Source organism: Pseudomonas sp. ICBG1301 (assembly GCF_016918385.1).
GTDB classification, from domain to species: Bacteria; Pseudomonadota; Gammaproteobacteria; order Pseudomonadales; family Pseudomonadaceae; genus Aquipseudomonas; species Aquipseudomonas palleroniana.
In genome coordinates this window covers 93,698-113,209 of the sequence record NZ_JAEKGB010000010.1, presented here as the reverse complement: position 1 = coordinate 113,209, position 19,512 = coordinate 93,698, and the positions used below count along the sequence as shown (strand labels likewise).

Sequence of the window (19,512 nt, the reverse complement as noted above, 5' to 3'; positions counted from 1 at the left end):
GAGTCAGATCGCGTTTCGCAGGCTGAGGTTTTCCGGGTGCGGTTGCAGGTACGCCTGCTGCGCGATATAGCGGTCCGGGTGTTGGCGAAAGTGATGCTTGAGCAAGGTCAGCGGCACCACCAGCGGTACGATGCCATGGCGGTATTGGCCGATGACCGTTTGCATTTCTTGCTTATCCTCGGCGCTGATGGCCTGTTTGAGGTAGCCGCTGATGTGTTGCAGCACGTTGGTGTGGGTGCCACGGGTGGCGCATTTTTTCAGGCCGGTCATCAACTCGCTGAAATACCCGGCAGCCAGGTTTTCCAAGTCGATGTCTTTGGTCATGCTGCCAAGGAGGTGGCCGAGGCTTTTGTAATGCGCCGGGCTATGGGCCATCAGCAAGTATTTGTAGCGCGAATGGAAAGCCAGCAGGCGATGGCGGGTGAGGCCCTCAGCCAATAGCTGTTGCCAACTGGCATAGACGAAGACGCGGGTCAGGAAGTTTTCCCGCAGCACCGGGTCATTCAGGCGGCCGTCTTCCTCCACCGGCAGGTTGGGGTGACGTGTGCAAAACGCCTGGGCATAAATGCCCCGGCCGCCGCCATCGACGGGCGTGCCGTTGTCGCGGTAGACCTTGACCCGCTCCAGGCCGCACGACGGCGATTTCTGCATAAAGATGTAGCCGCACAGGTCGGTATGTTGCTCAGCCATTTGCTGGCCATAATTATCCAGCGGCTGGGTGACATTCAGTTCGCGGCGTACGGTACCGACGGCTTGCGGCTGCGCCGGGTCGCCTACCAGGCGAATCGGTTCGCGGGGGATGCCCATGCCGATCGCCACTTCGGGGCATACCGGCACAAAGTCGAAATAGTCGGCGAGGGTCTGACTGCACAACAGGGATTGTTTGTGTCCGCCATTGAAGCGCACGTTCTCGCCGAGCAGGCAGGCACTGATGGCGATCTTCGGTTTTGCAGTGCGGGACATGACCAAACCTCTGTGAAATTCCTGTACAAGCCGTGGAGGCTCGTACAACTACATTCATCATAGGTTTAATGTTGTACAAATCAAATGTTTTGTACAATTTTTTTAAGCGTGAACTACGCCATATGTTCGATCAGCCGTCGCGCTGCTTCCTGGCCGCTGAGCCAAGCCCCTTCCACTCGACCGGACAGGCACCAGTCGCCGCATACGTACAGGCCCAGGTCAGCGTCGGCCAATACGCCGAACTCATGGCTGCTGGACGGCCGGGCGTACAACCAGCGATGCGCCACGCTGAACGACGGTGCTGGCATGGCACAGTGCAGCAGTTCAGCGAAGGCGCCGTGCAAGTGCTCGATCACGGCTTCCTTGGAGAGGTCCAGATGAGCTTTGCTCCAGGCGCTGGTGGCGTGCAGTACCCAGGTGTCGAGCGCGCTGTCGCGCCCCGGCTTGCTGCGATTGCGTGCCAGCCAGTCGAGAGGGCTGTCTTGGACGAAGCAGCCTTCCATGGGGGTATCCAGAGGCTGGTCGAACGCGAGGGCGATGGCCCAGGTCGGGTCCATTTTTACCCCGGCGGCGGCACTCGCCAGCTTGGGCGCGGCGGCCAGCAGAGCCGTTGCTTGAGGGGCCGGCGTAGCGATCACTACGTGGCTGAACGGGCCGTGATTGCCGCCGTCGGCGTCCAGCAGGTTCCAATGGTGTTCGCCTTGAAACACTTCGGTGATGCGGCAACCAAACTCGACCGGCAGGTCGTCGAGCAAGGCGCGGGTGATGGCGCTCATGCGCGGCGTACCCACCCAGCGGCTTTGTTCATCGGGGGAGGGGCTGAGCTGGCCGGACTTGAAGTTGTACAGCTGCGGTTTCCATTGTTCGGCCCAGCCATTGCTCTGCCAGCGCTGTACTTCGTTGACGAAACGTCGGTCGCGGGCGGTGAAGTATTGCGCGCCCATGTCCAGTGAGCCGGCATCGCTGCGCTTGCTGGACATGCGCCCGCCACTGCCACGGCTTTTATCGAAGAGTTGTACGGTGTGCCCCGCGTCTTGTAACGCTCGGGCGGCGGAGAGACCGGCGATGCCGGTGCCGATGATCGCGATGGGAACAGTCATGGAAGGCCTCGTTTACCGTTGGGTACAGCCTACGCCGACACTAATAGCTGTACAATATTGTTTTTTGGTATAAGTTTTGGCGTAACTGTTCTTACAACGTGACCTATGGTTAAAGCAGAGGCTTGGAACCCTGCGGTTCTAGGCCACGGCTACGCCCGATAACAAATGAACCCTGCTTATAAAATAGACCAGTGGCGGGCGGCAAACGTTACATGAGGAGCGTCTTATGCATATTTTGCTGACCGGCGGTACTGGTTTGATCGGTCGCCAACTCTGCCGCTATTGGCTCGCTCAAGGCCATCGCCTGACCGTGTGGAGTCGTGACCCGGAGCAGGTCGCCCGACTCTGTGGCGAGCAAGTGCTGGGTGTCGGCAGCCTGCAAGAGGTTATCGGCGCGGTGGACGCTGTCGTTAACCTGGCCGGCGCGCCGATTGCCGATCGCCCGTGGACGAAGAAGCGCAAGACGCTGCTGTGGAGCAGCCGTATCAGCCTCACCGAAACCCTGGTGGCATGGATGGAAAGCCTCGAGCAGAAACCGGCCGTGTTGATTTCCGGCTCTGCGGTGGGCTGGTATGGCGATGGCGGCGAGCGCGAGCTGAGCGAGGCGAGCGGTCCGGTGCAGGATGATTTTCCCAGCCAGCTGTGTATCGCCTGGGAAGAAACGGCATTGCGCGCCGAAGCATTGGGCCTGCGCGTGGTGCTGGTGCGCACCGGCCTGGTGCTGGCAGCCGAGGGCGGCTTTTTGTCGCGGTTGCTACTGCCGTTCAAGCTGGCGTTGGGCGGGCCGATCGGCGATGGTCGGCAATGGATGCCGTGGGTCCATATCAAAGATCAAATCGCCCTGATTGATTTTCTTCTGCACAAGCCTGACGCCAGTGGTCCTTATAATGCCTGCGCCCCTCACCCGGTGCGTAACCGCGAGTTTGCCAAGACGCTGGGCCAGGTGCTGCACCGCCCCGCATTCATGCCGATGCCGGCCTTGGCGTTGAAGGTTGGTTTGGGCGAGTTGTCCGGGTTGTTGCTGGGCGGGCAGAAAGCCGTCCCCGAACGGCTACTGGCCGCCGGTTTCACTTTTCAGTTCACTGATTTGCACGCGGCCCTGGAAGATTTGTCCAGCCGCCTCTAGAGATAGGATGTTGCATGACGGATCACGCGTTGTTACTGGTCAACCTGGGCTCACCGGCGTCCACTTCGGTGGCCGATGTGCGCAGCTACCTCAATCAGTTCCTGATGGACCCCTACGTGATCGACCTGCCGTGGCCGGTGCGGCGTTTGCTGGTATCGCTGATCCTGATCAAGCGGCCCGAACAATCGGCCCACGCTTATGCCTCGATCTGGTGGGAAGAAGGCTCCCCGCTGGTGGTGCTCAGCCGTCGCCTGCAGCAGCAGATGACGGCGCAATGGACCCAAGGCCCGGTCGAGCTGGCCATGCGGTATGGCGAGCCCTCGATTGAAAGCGTGTTGACCCGGCTGGCGAGCCAAGGTATCCGCAACGTCACCCTGGCGCCGTTGTATCCGCAGTTTGCCGACAGCACCGTGACCACCGTGGTGGAAGAGGCGCGGCGCGTGATGCGGGACAAAAAGCTCGACGTGCGCCTTGCCATCCTGCAGCCCTTCTACGACCAGCCCGAATACCTCGATGCCTTGGTCGCCAGTGCCAAGCCGCATCTGCAGCAGGACTACGATCACTTGCTGTTCAGCTTTCACGGCCTGCCGGAGCGGCACCTGAAGAAGCTCAACCCAAGCCATGCCTTTGATGGCGCCACGGACTGCTGTGCCAACGCGTCACCCGAAGTGCGGGCGACTTGTTACCGTGGCCAGTGCTTCAGTGTGGCGCGGGAGTTTGCCGCGCGCATGGGGCTGCCCGAAGACAAGTGGTCGGTGGCTTTTCAATCGCGGCTGGGCCGGGCGAAGTGGATCGAACCCTACACCGAGGCGCGCCTTGAGACCCTGGCTCAGCAGGGGGTTAAAAAGCTGCTGGTGATGTGCCCGGCGTTTGTCGCTGATTGCATCGAGACGCTGGAAGAGATCGGCGATCGCGGGTTGGAACAATTCCGCGAAGCGGGGGGCGAGGAGTTGGTGTTGGTGCCATGCCTCAATGACGACCCGCATTGGGCAGTGGCGCTCAACACACTGTGTGAAAGAGCGCCGTTGGACCTCTGAACACCCTCACTCGTGGTGAGGTTCGCCGAGGAACGTCAGCGAAGTGAATAACCCACGTGTCGCCACATCGGGGTTGTCCTTGAGCGGTACGACCACCTGCGCGGCGATCACGTTCAAGCCCTCATTGCGCACCAGCACCTGGGCACGTCCGTCTTTATCGGTTTCGGTGCTCAAGGTGTTCGGTGCGTTGCGATAATCGCCCACCAGCTTGACCCCGGCCACCGGCTTGCCGTCGAGCAGCACTCGCACGGGCAATGATCGACCCGGGCCGACAGTCAGCGGGTCGACTTCCGGCAGGATCAGCAACTTGAGTGCGTCCAGCTTGGGCAGCTTGGCGCCAGGCGTGTAAATCGCCAGGCTGTACTTGAAGGTCTGCGTCGACTCAATGGCTCCAGGCACCTGGGTGCGCCCTTTGTTGATCCACTGTTTATCCGCCGTTTGCGACCACATGCCGTTATCCAGCGCCACTGCCAATACTGCCGGTGCCTTGAGCGGCTTGAGGCGTGCGTGATCGTCAAGGCGCTGCACAGTCACCGGGATCATTTTGCCGCTGGCGTCGTAGGCCCAGGCGCCGCTGATTTTCTGGGCCTTGAAAGCGTTGTCCTCGGCGCCATGGCCGTAGATCACTTCGATGTTGCCGCGACGTTCTTCGGTCCACAGGCCGTGTGCCGATACCTGAGTGGCGAACAGCAGGCCAACCAGGGCTAGGGGTTTGAGTGGGTGCATGATGGGGTCCTTTTACAAGTTGAGGGTCAAGCTCAGGGTCAGGTTGCGCGGCTCGCCGGGTGTGACCCAGTAGGTGCTGTAGGAGCGCTCGTAGTATTTTTCATCGAACAGGTTGTTGAGGTTCAGGCCCACGGTCACCTGCTCGCTGGCCTTGTAATGGGCCAGCAGGTCGACGGTGTGATAGGCCGGCAATTCGAAGTGGCTGCCCGCTTCCCCGGAGCGGTCACCGACATAGGTGAATGCCGCGCCCAGGTCCGAACCGCGCAGCGCGCCATCCTGGAATTCGTACACGCCCAGCAGGCTGGCGCTGCGCTTGGCCACGCCGAGAATGCGGCTGCCGGTTGGAATGGCTTTATCACCCTGGGTGACTTCGGCGTCGATGTAGGCGAAGGCGCCGATGACTCGTACGGCGTCGCTCACTTGCCCGCTGGCTTGCAGGTCAAAACCTCGGCTGCGGGCCTTGCCCATGGCGCGCTGGGTGTCGGTGGCCGGGTCCAGGGCCAGGACGTTTTCCTTGTCGATATGGAAGGCGGCAAGGGTGGTGCTGAGGCGGTCGTCGAACAGCTCGCTCTTGATACCCACTTCATAGCCCACGCCTTCTTCCGGCTTGAAGGATTTGCCACCGGCATCCAGGCCATTATTGGGTTTGAACGATGTCGAGGCGTTGGCAAACAGGCCGACTTGCGGTGTGAGTTGGTACAGCAGGCCGGCGCGCTGGGTCAGGGTGTAATGGGTTTGCCGGCTCTTGGCGTGGTTGCGTGTGAAGTCCTCAGTGCTTTGTTCCACATGCTCCAAACGCGCGCCAAGCATGCCGCGCAGGCGGTCGGTGAAGACGATCTGATCCTGCAGGTTCAGCGCCTGGCTTTTGACTTGTTCATAGACGTCTGTGCCGGAGCGCGTGCCGTTGGGTTTGGGCTGGCCATACACGGGGTGGAAGACGTCTATGGCGTAAGGGCTGCCGGCAATCGCGGTGACACGTTCCTTCTTGCGGTAGTCCTCGTACTCGGTACCGATCAGCAGTTCGTGTTGCCAACTGCCGATATCGAACCGGCCGCGCAGTTCCAGTTGGGTGATGCTGTCGTGCCAGCCGGTGGAGCGCTCACGGTAGCGGCGGTTGACGGTGTGCCCGTCGGCGTTCAGTGCTCGGCTTTCCGAGGCATCGCCCCACAGGCTGCCTTGTTTGTAATGGCTGGCTAGGCGCAATTGCCAGGTGTCGTCGAGGCTGTGTTCGATAGCGGCCTGGATCCGATTGTTGTGGTTGCGGATATTGCCGTCGTTGGGTTCGCCGAGAAATGTGGAGCGGGACATGCCGGTGTTGGCGACGATGCCGCGATCGAATGTCGAGCTGTGGCGTACGAATTCACTTTCTACCAGCAGGTGGGTGTCCGGCGTCAGTTGAAAGCTGAAGGACGGTGCGACAAACACCCGCTTTGCATCCACGTGATCGCGGAAACTGTGGTTGTCCTCCACCGCCAGGTTGACCCGCGACAGTAGGTTGCCTTCGCTGTCCAGCGGCGTATTGACGTCTATGGCGGTACGGTAGCGGTCCCAACTGCCGGCGCTGGTTTGCAGGGTGGTGAAGGCATCCGGTTGAGGTTTCTTGGTGACGATGTTGACGGTGCCGCCCGGATCTCCACGCCCATACAGGCTGGCAGCAGGGCCCTTGAGCACTTCAATGCGCTCGATATTGGCCGTGTCCGGTGTACTCGGGTAGCCGCGGTTGGCGCTGAAACCGTCCTGGTAGAACTCGGAGGTGGTGAAGCCTCGCACGCTGTATTCGTAGAGCGTCAGGCCGCCGAAGTTGTTTTGCTTGGACACACCGCCTGCATATTCCAGGGCGCGCTCAACGTTGTGGCTGCCCAGGTCCTTGAGCACCGTGGCAGGGATCACGCTGATCGATTGGGGGATGTCGCGAATCGCGGTGTCAGTTTTGGTCGCGCTGGCAGAGCGCGTGGCGCGATAGCCTTCAACCGGACCTGTGGCGGATTCATAGGCGTCGGTGGTGACGCTGATGGCATCCAGTTCAACGGTATTGTCTTCGGCGTAGGCGGGGTCCAGCAGCAAACCCAGGGCCAGGCCGGCCAAGGGCACAAACTTTCGAGACGACATGATAGAGCGTTCCAATAGCGATATTGAAACAATATAACATGACTAATGAGAGTGAATTGCTTTGAAACATCCGTTTACAGGTGCCCGCGAACGGGTACCTGCGATGTGACTTATCCCTCTTCCTTCATCGGCGCGGGCGGCGGGCGCAGGCCAATTTCCGCCGACAGGTTGATCTCTTTACCGTTGCGCATGACCTGGATCGTCACCTTCTCGGTCGGTTTGATCCGTGCTACCTGGTTCATCGACTTGCGGCCATCACCGGCCGGCTCGCCATCGATACTCAGGATCACATCGCCCAATTGCAGGCCGGCTTTCTGGGCCGGGCCGTCGCGGAAGATCCCCGCCACGACAATGCCGGGGCGACCGGTCAGGCCAAAGGATTCGGCCAGTTCCTTGGTCAACGGCTGGACTTCGATCCCCAGCCAGCCGCGAATCACCTGGCCGTGTTCGATGATCGACTTCATCACTTCCATCGCCAGTTTTACCGGGATCGCAAAACCGATGCCTTGGGAGCCGCCGGACTTGGAGAAAATCGCGGTGTTGATGCCGGTCAGGTTGCCATTGGCATCCACCAGCGCGCCGCCGGAGTTGCCCGGGTTGATCGCCGCGTCGGTCTGGATGAAGTCTTCGTAGCTGTTGAGCCCCAACTGGTTGCGCCCGGTAGCGCTGATGATGCCCATGGTTACCGTCTGGCCAACACCGAACGGGTTGCCGATGGCCAATGCCACATCACCCACGCGCAGCCCTTCCGAGCGGCCGATGGTGATCGAGGGCAGGCTCTTCAAATCGATCTTCAGCACCGCGAGGTCGGTTTCCGGGTCGCTGCCGACCACACGGGCCAGGGTTTCACGGCCATCGCGCAGGGCCACGACGATCTGGTCGGCGCCGCTGGTCACGTGGTTATTGGTAAGGATGTAGCCTTCGGGGCTCATGATCACCCCGGAACCCAGGCTCGACTCCATGCGGCGCTGCTTGGGGTCGTTGTCACCGAAGTAACGGCGGAACTGCGGGTCTTCAAACAACGGATGCGCCGGCTTGTTGATGACCTTGGTGGTGTACAGGTTGACCACGGCAGGCGCGGCGATGACGACAGCGTCCGCATAAGTCACCGGGCCTTGCACCACCGAACTGGTTTGCGGCGCCTGCTGCAGGTTGACATCAAGGCTGGGCAAACCCACCCACTGGGGATAACGCTGAATAATCAGCATCGCGATCAGCACGCCAGCCAACAATGGCCATCCAAAAAAACGCAGTGCCTTGAGCATCAAGTAAGTCCTGACAGGTTGCAGGGGGCGGGAGAGCGCCCATAATGTCGCGCATTATACGAGGCTGCGAGCGCCTCGGAACGGGATATTTAGGAGTCTTTATATGGCCGTCCCCCTTACCACCCTCGTCGAGGAAGCGGACCGCTACCTTGCCAGCGCAAAAATTGCCGATTACTGCCCAAATGGCCTGCAGGTGGAGGGTCGCCCGCAAGTGCGGCGCATCGTCAGTGGCGTGACCGCAAGCCAAGCCCTGTTGGATGCTGCCGTCGAAGCCGAGGCTGACTTGGTGCTGGTGCATCACGGGTATTTCTGGAAGGGTGAGAACCCGTGCATCACCGGCATGAAGCAGCGCCGCCTGAAAACCCTGCTCAAACACGACATCAGCTTGCTGGCCTACCATCTGCCGCTGGACCTGCACCCGGATGTGGGCAACAACGTGCAGCTTGCCCGCCAACTCGACATCACCGTCGAAGGCCCGCTGGACCCGAGCAACCCCAAGGTCGTCGGCCTGGTCGGTTCCCTCGTCGAGCCCTTGTCGCCCCGTGATTTCGCGCGCCGTGTGCAGGACGCCATGGGCCGCGAGCCGCTGCTGATCGAAGGCAGTGAAATGATCCGCCGTGTCGGCTGGTGTACCGGCGGTGGCCAGGGCTATATCGACCAGGCGATTGCTGCGGGTGTCGACCTGTACCTGAGTGGCGAAGCGTCCGAGCAGACCTTCCACAGTGCGCGGGAAAACAACATCAGCTTCATCGCCGCCGGCCATCACGCCACCGAGCGCTACGGGGTGCAGGCGTTGGGTGATTACCTGGCGCGGCGTTTCGCCCTGGAACATTTGTTCATTGACTGCCCGAACCCGATTTGAGCCGTGCGGCGGGTGACTTGCCGGCGATAGCAGTGTGTCAGTCTGAGAAGGGTGGCTGAGCCGCCGCTATCGAGAGCAAGCCCCTCCCACAGGCCAAACCTGGGGGCATATTCATATACCGTTTCGATCTAGTTGGCGCCCTGAATAGAAGAAGGTGCTGTGCTAGCATGCCTCGCTCGAACACGGCCCGCTGGCCGTCCATAAGATCGTTTTTCCGTGAGTAACCATGGTCGACAAACTGACGCATCTGAAACAGCTGGAGGCGGAAAGCATCCACATCATCCGCGAGGTCGCCGCCGAGTTCGACAACCCGGTGATGCTCTACTCGATCGGTAAAGACTCCGCCGTGATGCTGCATCTGGCGCGCAAGGCGTTCTTTCCGGGCAAGCTGCCGTTCCCGGTGATGCACGTCGACACCCGCTGGAAATTCCAGGAGATGTACAAGTTCCGCGACCAAATGGTCCAAGAGCTTGGCCTGGAGCTGATCACCCACGTCAACCCGGATGGCGTGGCGCAGGGCATCAACCCATTCACCCACGGTAGCGCCAAGCACACCGACATCATGAAGACCGAGGGCCTCAAGCAGGCCCTGGACAAGCATGGTTTCGACGCAGCCTTTGGCGGTGCCCGTCGCGATGAAGAGAAATCCCGCGCCAAAGAGCGCGTGTACTCGTTCCGCGACAGCAAACACCGCTGGGACCCGAAGAACCAGCGCCCCGAGCTGTGGAACGTCTACAACGGCAACGTCAACAAGGGCGAGTCGATCCGTGTGTTCCCGCTGTCCAACTGGACCGAACTGGACATCTGGCAGTACATCTACCTGGAAGGTATCCCGATCGTACCGCTGTATTTCGCCGCCGAACGCGATGTGATCGAGAAGAACGGCACGTTGATCATGATCGACGATGACCGCATCCTTGAGCACCTTTCCGACGAAGAAAAAGCGCGAATCGTCAAAAAGAAAGTACGTTTCCGTACCCTTGGCTGCTACCCGTTGACGGGCGCGGTGGAGTCCGAAGCCGAGACGCTGACGGACATCATTCAGGAAATGCTCCTGACGCGAACTTCCGAGCGCCAGGGCCGTGTCATCGACCACGATGGTGCCGGCTCGATGGAAGACAAAAAACGTCAAGGTTATTTCTAAGGGGCTGTCATGTCGCATCAATCTGATTTGATCAGCGAGGACATCCTCGCCTACCTGGGCCAGCACGAGCGCAAGGAAATGTTGCGCTTCCTGACCTGCGGCAACGTCGACGACGGCAAGAGCACCCTGATCGGGCGCCTGCTGCACGACTCCAAGATGATCTACGAGGATCACCTGGAAGCCATCACCCGCGATTCGAAGAAAGTCGGCACCACCGGTGACGACATCGACCTGGCCTTGCTGGTCGATGGTTTGCAGGCTGAGCGTGAGCAGGGCATCACTATCGATGTTGCCTACCGCTATTTCTCCACCGCCAAGCGCAAATTCATCATCGCCGACACTCCCGGCCATGAGCAGTACACCCGCAACATGGCCACCGGTGCATCCACCTGTGACCTGGCGATCATTCTGATCGATGCGCGCTACGGCGTGCAGACCCAGACCCGTCGCCACAGCTTTATCGCCTCGTTGCTGGGGATCAAACACATCGTGGTGGCCGTCAACAAGATGGACATCAATGGCTTTGACCAAGGTGTATTCGAGCAGATCAAGGCCGATTACCTGAAGTTCGCCGAGGGTATCGCCTTCAAGCCGAGCACCCTGGCATTCGTGCCGATGTCCGCGCTCAAGGGCGACAACGTGGTGAACAAGAGCGAGCGTTCGCCCTGGTACACCGGGCAGTCGCTGATGGAGATTCTCGAAACCGTCGAGATCGCCAACGACCGCAACTACACCGATTTGCGTTTCCCGGTGCAGTACGTCAACCGTCCGAACCTGAACTTCCGTGGTTTTGCCGGCACCCTGGCCAGCGGCATCGTGCACAAGGGCGACGAAGTGGTGGTACTGCCTTCGGGCAAGAGCAGTCGCGTCAAATCCATCGTCACCTTCGAAGGCGAGCTGGAGCACGCAGGCCCGGGCCAGGCCGTGACCCTGACCATGGAAGACGAGATCGACATCTCCCGTGGCGACCTGCTGGTACATGCCGACAACGTGCCGCAAGTGACCGACGCCTTCGACGCCATGCTGGTCTGGATGGCTGAAGAGCCGATGCTGCCGGGCAAGAAATACGACATCAAGCGCGCCACCAGCTATGTGCCGGGTTCCATCACCAGCATCGTGCACCGCGTGGACGTGAACACCCTGGCCGAAGGCCCGGCGAGTTCGCTGCAACTCAATGAGATTGGCCGGGTCAAGGTCAGCCTCGACGCCGCCATTGCCCTGGACGGCTACGACAGCAACCGCACCACGGGTGCGTTTATCGTCATCGACCGTTTGACCAATGGCACCGTGGCTGCCGGCATGATCATCGCGCCGCCGGTGGGTCATGGCGGTGCGGCGCAGCACGGCAAATTGGCGCATGTCTCCACCGAAGAGCGTGCGTTGCGCTTCGGCCAACAGCCGGCCACCGTGTTGTTCAGCGGCCTGTCGGGCGCCGGCAAAAGCACCTTGGCCTACGCGGTTGAGCGCAAGCTGTTCGACATGGGGCGTGCGGTGTTCGTGCTGGATGGCCAGAACCTGCGTCACGACCTGAACAAAGGGCTGCCGCAGGACCGTGCCGGTCGCACTGAAAATTGGCGGCGTGCCGCCCATGTGGCGCGCCAGTTCAACGAGGCCGGCCTGCTGACCCTGGCCGCGTTCGTTGCGCCGGATGCCGAAGGCCGTGAACAGGCCAAGGCGCTGATCGGCGCCGACCGCCTGCTGACCGTCTATGTGCAAGCGTCGCCGCTGGTGTGCGCCGAGCGTGATCCGCAAGGTTTGTACGCTGCCGGTGGGGATAATATCCCTGGCGAATCCTTCCCGTATGACGTGCCGCTGAACGCCGATCTGGTGATCGACACCCAGGCCCTGTCGCTGGAAGAGAGCGTCAAGCAAGTGCTGGAGCTGTTGCGTCAGCGCGGCGCGATCTAAAAATGTGGGAGGGGGCTTGCTCCCGATAGCGGTACATCAGCCATTACCTTTGTGGCTGATCCGCAGCTATCGGGAGCAAGCCCCCTCCCACAGGTTGATTACCTTTTGCCTGGATGCTCTGTGTGCAGCTTGTCCAGCAGCGCATCCTTGTCCTGCCAGAGTTGGTTGATCCAGCCCTGGAATGCGGTTCGATACTCCCCATCCTGCTCGTAGTTCTTGCCGATGAACGCGGCGGGGATCTGCACTTCTTCAAACTGCACCACCACGTCCTTCACATTTCCGCAGAGCAAGTCCCAATACCCCGGGCTCCCGGCCGGGTAATGAATGGTGACGTTGACCAGTGACTTCAGTTGCTCGCCCATGGCATCCAGCACAAACGCAATCCCACCGGCTTTGGGCTTGAGCAGGTAACGAAAGGGTGAATTCTGCTGCGCGTGCTTGCCAGGGGTAAACCGCGTGCCTTCGGCAAAGTTGAAGATGCCCACGGGGTTGTCACGAAACTTCGCGCAGGTCTTGCGGGTGGTTTCCAGGTCTTTGCCTTTCTTCTCCGGGTGCTTTTCCAGGTAAGCCTTGGTGTAGCGCTTCATGAACGGGAAGCCCAACGCCCACCACGCCAGGCCAATCACCGGTACCCAGATCAGCTCCTGCTTGAGGAAAAATTTCAACGGGCGAATCCGCCGGTTGAGCACGTATTGCAACACCATGATGTCGACCCAGCTCTGATGGTTGCTGGTCACCAGGTAGGAGTGTTGGTAGTCCAGGCCCTCAAGGCCGGACAGGTGCCAGCGTGTACGCTGCACCAGGTTCATCCAGCCTTTGTTGTTGGTGACCCAGGCTTCATGGGTGTGGTTCATCAGCCACTCACTGAAGCGCTTGGCAAACGGCAGCGCCTTGAACAGCGCCACGATAAACAGGAACGAACACAGCAGGATCGTATTCAACGCCAGCAGCAGCGAAGCAATGACCCCGCGCACGGCGGCAGGTAGAAAATCCAGCATTTAAATATCCATGGGGCGGTTGGCGGCTTGGATCGCAGTCAGTGCGATGGTGTACACGATGTCGTCGACTTGAGCGCCGCGTGGCAGGTCGTTCACCGGTTTGCGCAAGCCCTGGAGCATCGGCCCCAGGCTCACGCAGTCGGCGCTGCGCTGCACGGCCTTGTGCGTGGTGTTGCCGGTGTTCAGGTCCGGGAACACGAAGACGGTGGCTTTGCCGGCGACCTGGCTATTGGGCGCCAGTTGCCGAGCGACGGTTTCGTTGGCGGCGGCGTCGTACTGCAACGGGCCATCGATCAGCAGCGAGCTTTGCTGTTCGTGGGCGAGCAGGGTGGCTTCGCGGACTTTTTCCACCTCCTCGCCGCTGGCTGAATCACCGCTGGAGTAGCTGATCATCGCCACGCGCGGGGTGATGCCGAACGCGGCGGCCGAGTCGGCGCTTTGCAGCGCGATCTCGGCCAGTTCGGCCGCGCTCGGGTGCGGGTTCATGACGCAGTCGCCGTACACCAGCACCTGTTCGGGGAACAGCATGAAGAATACCGACGACACCAGCGTGCAGCCCGGCGCGGTCTTAATCAGCTGCAGGGCCGGGCGGATGGTGTTGGCGGTGGAATGAATGACGCCGGACACCAGGCCGTCCACTTCATCCAGCGCGAGCATCATGGTGGCGATCACCACGTTGTCTTCCAGTTGCTGCTCGGCCATCGGCGCGTTGAGGCTTTTGCTCTTGCGTAGCGCAACCATGGGTTCGACGTAGCGCTGGCGTATCAGGTCCGGGTCGAGAATCTCCAGGCCCTCGGGTAATTCGATACCCTGGGCGCGGGCGACGGCCTCCACATCCGAAGGCTTGGCCAGCAGCACACAGCGCGCAATGCCGCGGGCCTGGCAGATGGCGGCTGCTTGTACGGTCAGCGGTTCGCTGCCCTCGGGCAACACGATGCGCTTGTTGGCGGTCTGGGCGCGTTGGATCAGCTGATAACGGAACACCGCCGGCGACAGGCGCATTTCCCGTGGCGTACCGCAACGTTGGTGCAGCCAGCGTGCATCCAGGTGGCTGGCGACGAAATCGGTGATGATCTCGGCGCGCTCGCGGTCGTCGATCGGAATTTCCTTGTTGAGGCTGTTGAGCAGGTTCGCCGTGTCGTAGGAACCGGTGCTTACCGACAGCACCGGCAGTCCGGCCTGGAGCGCGCCACGGCACAAATCCATGATGCGCGGGTCGGGCAGGGTGTCGCTGGTCAGCAGCAGCCCGGCCAGGGGCACGCCGTTGATCGCCGCGAGGCTGACGGCGAGGATGATGTCGTCGCGATCACCTGGCGTCACCACCAGCACGCCAGGCTTGAGCAGTTCCACAGTGTTGCGCATGGTGCGCGCGCAGATGATGATTTTGGTCATGCGCCGGCTTTCATAGTCGCCGGCGTTGAGGATCTGCGCGCCCATCAGGTCGGCGACGTCGCGGGTGCGCGGAGCGTTGAGCTCGGGTTGGTAGGGGATGCAGCCGAGCAGGCGGAAATCCCCACTGCGCAGTAACGGCGAATGTTCTTTCAGGCGCGCCGAGAAGGCTTCCATGCTTTCGTCGGTGCGCACTTTGTTGAGGATCACGCCCAGTACCTTCGGATCTTTCGGGCCGCCGAACAGTTGCGCCTGCAATTCGACCCGGCCGGAAAGCTCGGTGAGTACTTCGTTCTCCGGGGCGGACACGAGGATCACCTCGGCATCGAGGCTTTTGGCCAGGTGCAGGTTGACTCGCGCCGCGTAGCTCGCGCTGCGGGTCGGCACCATGCCTTCGACGATCAACACGTCCTTGCCCACGGCGGCTTGCTGATACAGGGTGATGATTTCCTCGAGCAGCTCATCGAGCTGGCCGTCGCCAAGCATGCGCTCAACGTGGGCCAGGCCCAGGGGTTGGGGTGGTTTCAGGCCGTGGGTGCGCGCCACCAGTTCGGTGGAGCGCTCGGGGCCCGTGTCGCCAGGGTGCGGCTGGGCAATCGGTTTGAAGAAGCCGACTTTCAGTCCGGCCCGCTCAAGGGTACGCACCAGCCCGAGGCTGATGGAGGTCAGACCCACACCAAAATCGGTGGGCGCGATAAAAAAAGTCTGCATGCGAATTCTCTGGAGGTGCATGGCTTCGGTGGTGCTCTATGGTTGAGCACCTGCCGGGAATCAGGCATCAAGATTATCGTTATTCGACCCTTGCGCACACCAGCCGCAGGCAAAGGGTTGGCCTATTTTTTCAAGGCGTTGCGTGGTATCGAGTACCCAGCCTCGGGACTGCCAGGGCGGCTGGTGGCGCAGGTGCTGGGTGTGGCCGCAGGAGAGCTCGGCGACCCAATGCTGATCGTCATCCTGGTGGAACCCGATGATGAGGGATACCGTTGGTCGGTCCCGTTGGTCCGGGTTCTGTTCGCTTTCGGGCAAATCCTTGTTTAGACTTGTCCGTTCTTCATTCTTATGCAAAAGGTCTCGCCCCCATGACGATCGCCGCTAACAAGGCTGTCTCCATCGACTATACCCTGACCAACGACGCTGGTGAGGTCATCGACAGCTCAGCCGGCGGCGCGCCGCTGGTCTACCTGCAAGGCGCAGGCAACATCATCCCGGGCCTGGAGAAGGCCCTGGAAGGCAAGAGCGTCGGCGATGAGCTGACCGTTGCCGTTGAACCTGAAGATGCCTACGGCGAATACTCCGCCGAACTGGTCAGCACCCTGAGCCGCAGCATGTTCGAAGGCGTCGACGAGCTGGAAGTGGGCATGCAGTTCCACGCCTCCGCACCGGACGGCCAAATGCAGATCGTCACTATCCGCGATCTGGATGGCGATGACGTGACTGTCGACGGTAACCACCCTCTGGCTGGCCAGCGCCTGAACTTCAAAGTGAAGATCGTTGCCATCCGCGACGCCTCCCAGGAAGAAGTGGCTCACGGTCACGTCCACGGTGAGGGCGGTCATCACCACTGATTGATGCATTGATCGGCTGGTAGCAAAAAACGCCCCGACTGGTTCGGGGCGTTTTTTTGCCTGCATTTCATGGTGGGCGGGTTTCTATGATTTTCAGGCACAAACAAAAATGCCCCGGACCTTTCGGTACGGGGCATTTCTTAACTGTTACGCCGGTAAGCCAGCGTTGCAGTTGTTACCACTTAGGCAGCAGCAGCGACGTTCAGAGCCTTGATGTGGCCATTCAGGCGGCTCTTGTGACGAGCGGCTTTGTTCTTGTGGATGATGCCTTTATCGGCCATACGGTCGATAACAGGCACAGCCAGAACGTAAGCAGCTTGAGCTTTTGCAGCGTCTTTGGTGTCGATGGCTTTAACTACATTCTTGATGTAGGTACGAACCATGGAACGCAGGCTGGCGTTGTGGCTGCGACGCTTCTCAGCCTGTTTTGCACGTTTTTTGGCGGAAGGTGTGTTGGCCACCGTCGAGCTCCTCGAAAGACTTTTTAGGAAATAGCAAACAAAATAGGCCGCGAATCATGCCGATGACTTGTTGGGTTGTCAAGGGCGGCTGATGCGAACTGCTGAGTGGTCGATCTGAAGAGGCGGGTGATTTATTTCCGGCGCTTGACCTGTAAACTCGCGAGCTTTGGCTCTGTGCTGTTGCAGGCGCGCAGTATCGCATAAGTGGGCGCTTTGTTCGCCTGCTGTTTATCTATAGGCGCAAACTCTTTCGATGAATCTGCTCAAATCGTTGGCTGCGGTCAGCTCTATCACGATGATCTCCCGGGTATTGGGGTTTGTGCGTGACACCCTGTTGGCGCGCATTTTCGGCGCCAGCATGGCCACGGACGCCTTCTTTATCGCCTTCAAGCTGCCCAACCTGCTGCGCCGGATCTTCGCCGAGGGCGCATTTTCCCAGGCCTTCGTGCCGATCCTGGCGGAATACAAGACTCAGCAGGGCGAGGAGGCAACCCGCACCTTCATTGCCTACGTCTCGGGCCTGCTGACGCTGGTTTTGATGTTGGTCACCATTGCCGGCATGCTCGCTGCACCCTGGGTGATCTGGGCCACGGCGCCGGGTTTTGCCAATACGCCGGAAAAATTCGCGCTGACCACTGATCTGCTGCGGGTGACCTTTCCTTATATATTGCTGATCTCGCTGTCATCCCTGGCCGGCGCCATCCTGAATACCTGGAACCGGTTCTCGGTGCCGGCGTTCGTGCCGACCTTGCTCAACGTGAGCATGATTATCTTCGCAGTATTCCTCACGCCGTACTTCGATCCACCCGTGATGGCTCTGGGCTGGGCGGTGCTGGCCGGTGGCCTGGCGCAGTTGTTGTACCAACTGCCGCACCTGAAAAAGATCGGCATGCTCGTTCTGCCGCGCTTGAACCTGAAGGACACCGGTGTCTGGCGCGTGATGCGCAACATGTTGCCGGCAATCCTGGGGGTATCGGTCAGCCAGATTTCCCTGATCATCAACACTGCCTTCGCCTCGTTGCTGGTGTCGGGTTCGGTGTCGTGGATGTACTACGCCGATCGCCTGATGGAGTTGCCGTCCGGCGTGCTCGGTGTGGCCCTGGGCACGATTTTGCTACCGACCCTGTCGCGCACCTATGCCAGCAAGGACCGCCAGGAGTACTCGCGTATTCTCGACTGGGGGCTGCGCCTGTGCTTCGTGCTGGTGCTGCCGTGTGCCCTGGCCCTGGGAATCCTGGCTGAACCGCTGACGGTGGCGTTGTTCCAGTACGGCCAGTTCAGCGCGTTTGACGCCTCCATGACCCAGCGCGCATTGATTGCCTATTCGGTGGGTCTGCTTGGCATCATCGTGATCAAAGTGTTGGCGCCGGGCTTCTATGCTCAGCAAAACATCCGTACGCCGGTGAAAATCGCGATCTTCACGCTGATTGTCACGCAATTGCTCAACCTTGCATTCATCGGCCCGCTGGCGCACGCCGGGCTGGCCCTGGCCATCAGTGCCGGCGCCTGTATCAATGCCGGCCTGCTGTTCTATCAACTGCGCAAGCAGCAGATGTTCCAGCCGCAACCTGGCTGGGGCCTGTTTGCGCTCAAGCTGGTGGTTGCGGTGGGCGCGATGTCGGCGGTGCTCTTGGGTTTGATGCACTTCATGCCCGCCTGGGATGAAGGGCATATGCTGGAACGCTTCCTGCGCCTGGGCCTGCTGGTGGTTGCGGGCGTTGTGGTTTACTTCGGCATGTTGCTGCTGCAGGGCTTCCGGCTGCGGGATTTCAATCGCAAGTCCCTGAACTAGGGACTTTGCCTCAATAAAACCGGTGTTTTATCGAATCAACCCACTTGGCCTGCGCTGTTGCCTGTCGTCCGGGGCCGGGTGTGGTTATAATCGACCACTTTATGAGCAAGAAGCGCGTTATGCAGCTGGTTCGAGGTCTCCACAACCTGCGCCCCCAGCATCGGGGCTGCGTCGCCACTATTGGCAACTTTGACGGTGTTCACCGTGGTCACCAGGCTATCTTGGCCCGGCTGCGTGAGCGAGCGGTCGAGTTGGGTGTGCCCAGCTGTGTGGTGATTTTCGAGCCACAGCCGCGGGAGTTTTTCACCCCGCAAACGGCGCCGGCCCGTCTGGCCCGCTTGCGCGACAAACTGCAACTGCTGGCTGAAGAGGGCGTGGACCGAGTTCTCTGCCTGGCCTTCAACCAGCGTTTGCAAAGCCTTAGCGCCGCCGAATTCGTCGACCGTATCCTGGTGGATGGCCTGGGTGTGCAACACTTGGAGGTCGGCGACGACTTCCGTTTCGGTTGCGACCGTGTCGGGGATTTCGATTTCCTGCAACAGGCCGGCGTCAACCAGGGCTTTACCGTCGAAGCCGCGCAAACCGTCGAACTGGACGGGCTGCGCGTTAGCAGCACGCAGGTGCGTAATGCACTGGCCGCTGCCGACTTCGCCTTGGCCGAGCGCCTGCTCGGTCGTCCGTTCCGCATTGCCGGACGGGTATTGCACGGCCAGAAGCTGGCGCGCCAACTGGGCACGCCGACCGCCAACGTGCAACTCAAGCGCCGCCGTGTGCCGCTGACCGGGGTTTACCTGGTGAGCGTCGACATCGACGGCCAATCGTGGCCGGGAGTCGCCAATATAGGCGTCAGGCCCACGGTTGCAGGTGATGGCAAGGCCCACCTGGAAGTACACCTTTTGGATTTTGCCGGTGATCTGTATGACCGGCGTTTGACGGTGGTTTTCCACCAGAAGCTGCGTGAAGAGCAGCGTTTCGCCTCACTTGAGGCGTTGAAAACGGCGATCAATGCGGATGTCGCCGCCGCCCGTGCACTAGCCGCACCTAGCGCCCATCGCTAACCGAAGAGC

Annotated in this window: 17 protein-coding genes; 8 read left to right on the top strand and 9 right to left on the bottom strand. The window is 60.7% G+C overall.

Going from position 1 to position 19,512, the window contains the following annotated elements; genetic code table 11:
• Positions 1-3 precede the first annotated feature (3 nt).
• Together JBE38_RS22525 and JBE38_RS22520 are read right to left on the bottom strand one after the other, a co-directional pair.
• The gene (locus tag JBE38_RS22525) at positions 4-963 is read right to left on the bottom strand and encodes a YbgA family protein (protein ID WP_205345154.1); all 960 of its coding nucleotides are present in this window, start codon (positions 961-963) and stop codon (positions 4-6) included.
• A gap of 113 nt (positions 964-1,076) precedes the next feature.
• Positions 1,077-2,063, bottom strand: coding sequence for an NAD(P)/FAD-dependent oxidoreductase (locus JBE38_RS22520; RefSeq protein ID WP_060754834.1), 987 nt, complete (start codon positions 2,061-2,063; stop codon positions 1,077-1,079).
• A 226-nt stretch (positions 2,064-2,289) separates the two neighbouring features.
• Between JBE38_RS22520 and JBE38_RS22515 the strand changes: the two genes are divergently transcribed.
• Together JBE38_RS22515 and hemH are read left to right on the top strand one after the other, a co-directional pair.
• Positions 2,290-3,189, top strand: a complete 900-nt coding sequence (locus JBE38_RS22515) for a TIGR01777 family oxidoreductase (RefSeq protein ID WP_090366893.1) — start codon at positions 2,290-2,292, stop codon at positions 3,187-3,189.
• A gap of 14 nt (positions 3,190-3,203) precedes the next feature.
• The gene (gene hemH / locus JBE38_RS22510) at positions 3,204-4,226 is read left to right on the top strand and encodes a ferrochelatase (protein WP_205345153.1); all 1,023 of its coding nucleotides are present in this window, start codon (positions 3,204-3,206) and stop codon (positions 4,224-4,226) included.
• 6 nt (positions 4,227-4,232) lie between these two features.
• On the opposite strand, the gene JBE38_RS22505 is transcribed toward hemH, so the two are convergent.
• The 3 genes from JBE38_RS22505 to algW all read right to left on the bottom strand — a co-directional run bounded on the left by JBE38_RS22505 (position 4,233) and on the right by algW (position 8,326).
• The gene (locus JBE38_RS22505; RefSeq protein ID WP_205345152.1) at positions 4,233-4,952 is read right to left on the bottom strand and encodes a DUF4198 domain-containing protein; all 720 of its coding nucleotides are present in this window, start codon (positions 4,950-4,952) and stop codon (positions 4,233-4,235) included.
• Positions 4,953-4,964: 12 nt separating this feature from the next.
• A complete protein-coding gene (locus tag JBE38_RS22500; RefSeq protein ID WP_205345151.1) occupies positions 4,965-7,061 on the bottom strand; it encodes a TonB-dependent siderophore receptor in 2,097 nt (698 codons plus the stop codon).
• A 110-nt stretch (positions 7,062-7,171) separates the two neighbouring features.
• Positions 7,172-8,326, bottom strand: a complete 1,155-nt coding sequence (algW, locus tag JBE38_RS22495; RefSeq protein ID WP_104995472.1) for a Do family serine endopeptidase AlgW — start codon at positions 8,324-8,326, stop codon at positions 7,172-7,174.
• Between the two features lie 103 nt (positions 8,327-8,429).
• Between algW and JBE38_RS22490 the strand changes: the two genes are divergently transcribed.
• From JBE38_RS22490 to cysN, 3 genes are all read left to right on the top strand, one after another.
• Positions 8,430-9,188, top strand: a complete 759-nt coding sequence (locus JBE38_RS22490; RefSeq protein ID WP_060754840.1) for a Nif3-like dinuclear metal center hexameric protein — start codon at positions 8,430-8,432, stop codon at positions 9,186-9,188.
• 226 nt (positions 9,189-9,414) lie between these two features.
• On the top strand, positions 9,415-10,332 hold the full coding sequence (cysD, locus tag JBE38_RS22485; protein WP_060754841.1) for a sulfate adenylyltransferase subunit CysD: 918 nt from the start codon (positions 9,415-9,417) through the stop codon (positions 10,330-10,332).
• A 9-nt stretch (positions 10,333-10,341) separates the two neighbouring features.
• Entirely contained in the window at positions 10,342-12,240 is a 1,899-nt protein-coding gene (cysN, locus tag JBE38_RS22480) for a sulfate adenylyltransferase subunit CysN (RefSeq protein ID WP_090366885.1), read from the top strand.
• A 98-nt stretch (positions 12,241-12,338) separates the two neighbouring features.
• Here cysN and JBE38_RS22475 read toward each other — a convergent pair whose 3' ends face one another.
• Genes JBE38_RS22475 through JBE38_RS22465 form a run of 3 tightly spaced genes read right to left on the bottom strand, consistent with a single transcriptional unit; the run spans position 12,339 to position 15,692 of the window.
• Positions 12,339-13,238, bottom strand: coding sequence for an acyltransferase (locus tag JBE38_RS22475; protein ID WP_205345150.1), 900 nt, complete (start codon positions 13,236-13,238; stop codon positions 12,339-12,341).
• Positions 13,239-15,338 carry a phosphate acetyltransferase gene (pta, locus tag JBE38_RS22470; protein WP_060754844.1) on the bottom strand — a complete coding sequence of 700 codons (2,100 nt, stop codon included), beginning with the start codon at positions 15,336-15,338 and terminating at the stop codon, positions 13,239-13,241.
• Positions 15,339-15,398: 60 nt separating this feature from the next.
• Positions 15,399-15,692: a DUF3565 domain-containing protein gene (locus tag JBE38_RS22465; protein WP_081087021.1), complete on the bottom strand. Its 294-nt coding sequence runs from the start codon at positions 15,690-15,692 to the stop codon at positions 15,399-15,401.
• Positions 15,693-15,706: 14 nt separating this feature from the next.
• On the opposite strand from JBE38_RS22465, the gene JBE38_RS22460 reads away from it, so the two are divergent.
• A complete protein-coding gene (locus JBE38_RS22460) occupies positions 15,707-16,192 on the top strand; it encodes an FKBP-type peptidyl-prolyl cis-trans isomerase (RefSeq protein WP_060754845.1) in 486 nt (161 codons plus the stop codon).
• A gap of 182 nt (positions 16,193-16,374) precedes the next feature.
• Here the strand turns inward: JBE38_RS22460 and rpsT are convergent, their stop codons facing one another.
• A complete protein-coding gene (rpsT, locus tag JBE38_RS22455; RefSeq protein WP_060754846.1) occupies positions 16,375-16,653 on the bottom strand; it encodes a 30S ribosomal protein S20 in 279 nt (92 codons plus the stop codon).
• Positions 16,654-16,906: 253 nt separating this feature from the next.
• Between rpsT and murJ the strand changes: the two genes are divergently transcribed.
• On the top strand, positions 16,907-18,445 hold the full coding sequence (murJ, locus tag JBE38_RS22450) for a murein biosynthesis integral membrane protein MurJ (RefSeq protein WP_090366879.1): 1,539 nt from the start codon (positions 16,907-16,909) through the stop codon (positions 18,443-18,445).
• A gap of 119 nt (positions 18,446-18,564) precedes the next feature.
• Entirely contained in the window at positions 18,565-19,503 is a 939-nt protein-coding gene (gene ribF, locus JBE38_RS22445) for a bifunctional riboflavin kinase/FAD synthetase (RefSeq protein WP_060754848.1), read from the top strand.
• Positions 19,504-19,512 lie beyond the last annotated feature (9 nt).

What these genes read in the sequence shown, in the direction of transcription:
- murJ (WP_090366879.1), top strand. Translation starts at nt 16,907, where the DNA reads ATGAATCTGCTCAAATCGTTGGCTGCGGTCAGCTCTATCACGATGATC.
- JBE38_RS22500 (WP_205345151.1), bottom strand. Translation starts at nt 7,061, where the DNA reads ATGTCGTCTCGAAAGTTTGTGCCCTTGGCCGGCCTGGCCCTGGGTTTG.
- JBE38_RS22515 (WP_090366893.1), top strand. Translation starts at nt 2,290, where the DNA reads ATGCATATTTTGCTGACCGGCGGTACTGGTTTGATCGGTCGCCAACTC.
- ribF (WP_060754848.1), top strand. Translation starts at nt 18,565, where the DNA reads ATGCAGCTGGTTCGAGGTCTCCACAACCTGCGCCCCCAGCATCGGGGC.
- cysD (WP_060754841.1), top strand. Translation starts at nt 9,415, where the DNA reads ATGGTCGACAAACTGACGCATCTGAAACAGCTGGAGGCGGAAAGCATC.
- pta (WP_060754844.1), bottom strand. Translation starts at nt 15,338, where the DNA reads ATGCAGACTTTTTTTATCGCGCCCACCGATTTTGGTGTGGGTCTGACC.
- cysN (WP_090366885.1), top strand. Translation starts at nt 10,342, where the DNA reads ATGTCGCATCAATCTGATTTGATCAGCGAGGACATCCTCGCCTACCTG.
- JBE38_RS22460 (WP_060754845.1), top strand. Translation starts at nt 15,707, where the DNA reads ATGACGATCGCCGCTAACAAGGCTGTCTCCATCGACTATACCCTGACC.
- JBE38_RS22490 (WP_060754840.1), top strand. Translation starts at nt 8,430, where the DNA reads ATGGCCGTCCCCCTTACCACCCTCGTCGAGGAAGCGGACCGCTACCTT.
- hemH (WP_205345153.1), top strand. Translation starts at nt 3,204, where the DNA reads ATGACGGATCACGCGTTGTTACTGGTCAACCTGGGCTCACCGGCGTCC.
- JBE38_RS22505 (WP_205345152.1), bottom strand. Translation starts at nt 4,952, where the DNA reads ATGCACCCACTCAAACCCCTAGCCCTGGTTGGCCTGCTGTTCGCCACT.
- algW (WP_104995472.1), bottom strand. Translation starts at nt 8,326, where the DNA reads ATGCTCAAGGCACTGCGTTTTTTTGGATGGCCATTGTTGGCTGGCGTG.
- JBE38_RS22520 (WP_060754834.1), bottom strand. Translation starts at nt 2,063, where the DNA reads ATGACTGTTCCCATCGCGATCATCGGCACCGGCATCGCCGGTCTCTCC.
- JBE38_RS22525 (WP_205345154.1), bottom strand. Translation starts at nt 963, where the DNA reads ATGTCCCGCACTGCAAAACCGAAGATCGCCATCAGTGCCTGCCTGCTC.
- JBE38_RS22475 (WP_205345150.1), bottom strand. Translation starts at nt 13,238, where the DNA reads ATGCTGGATTTTCTACCTGCCGCCGTGCGCGGGGTCATTGCTTCGCTG.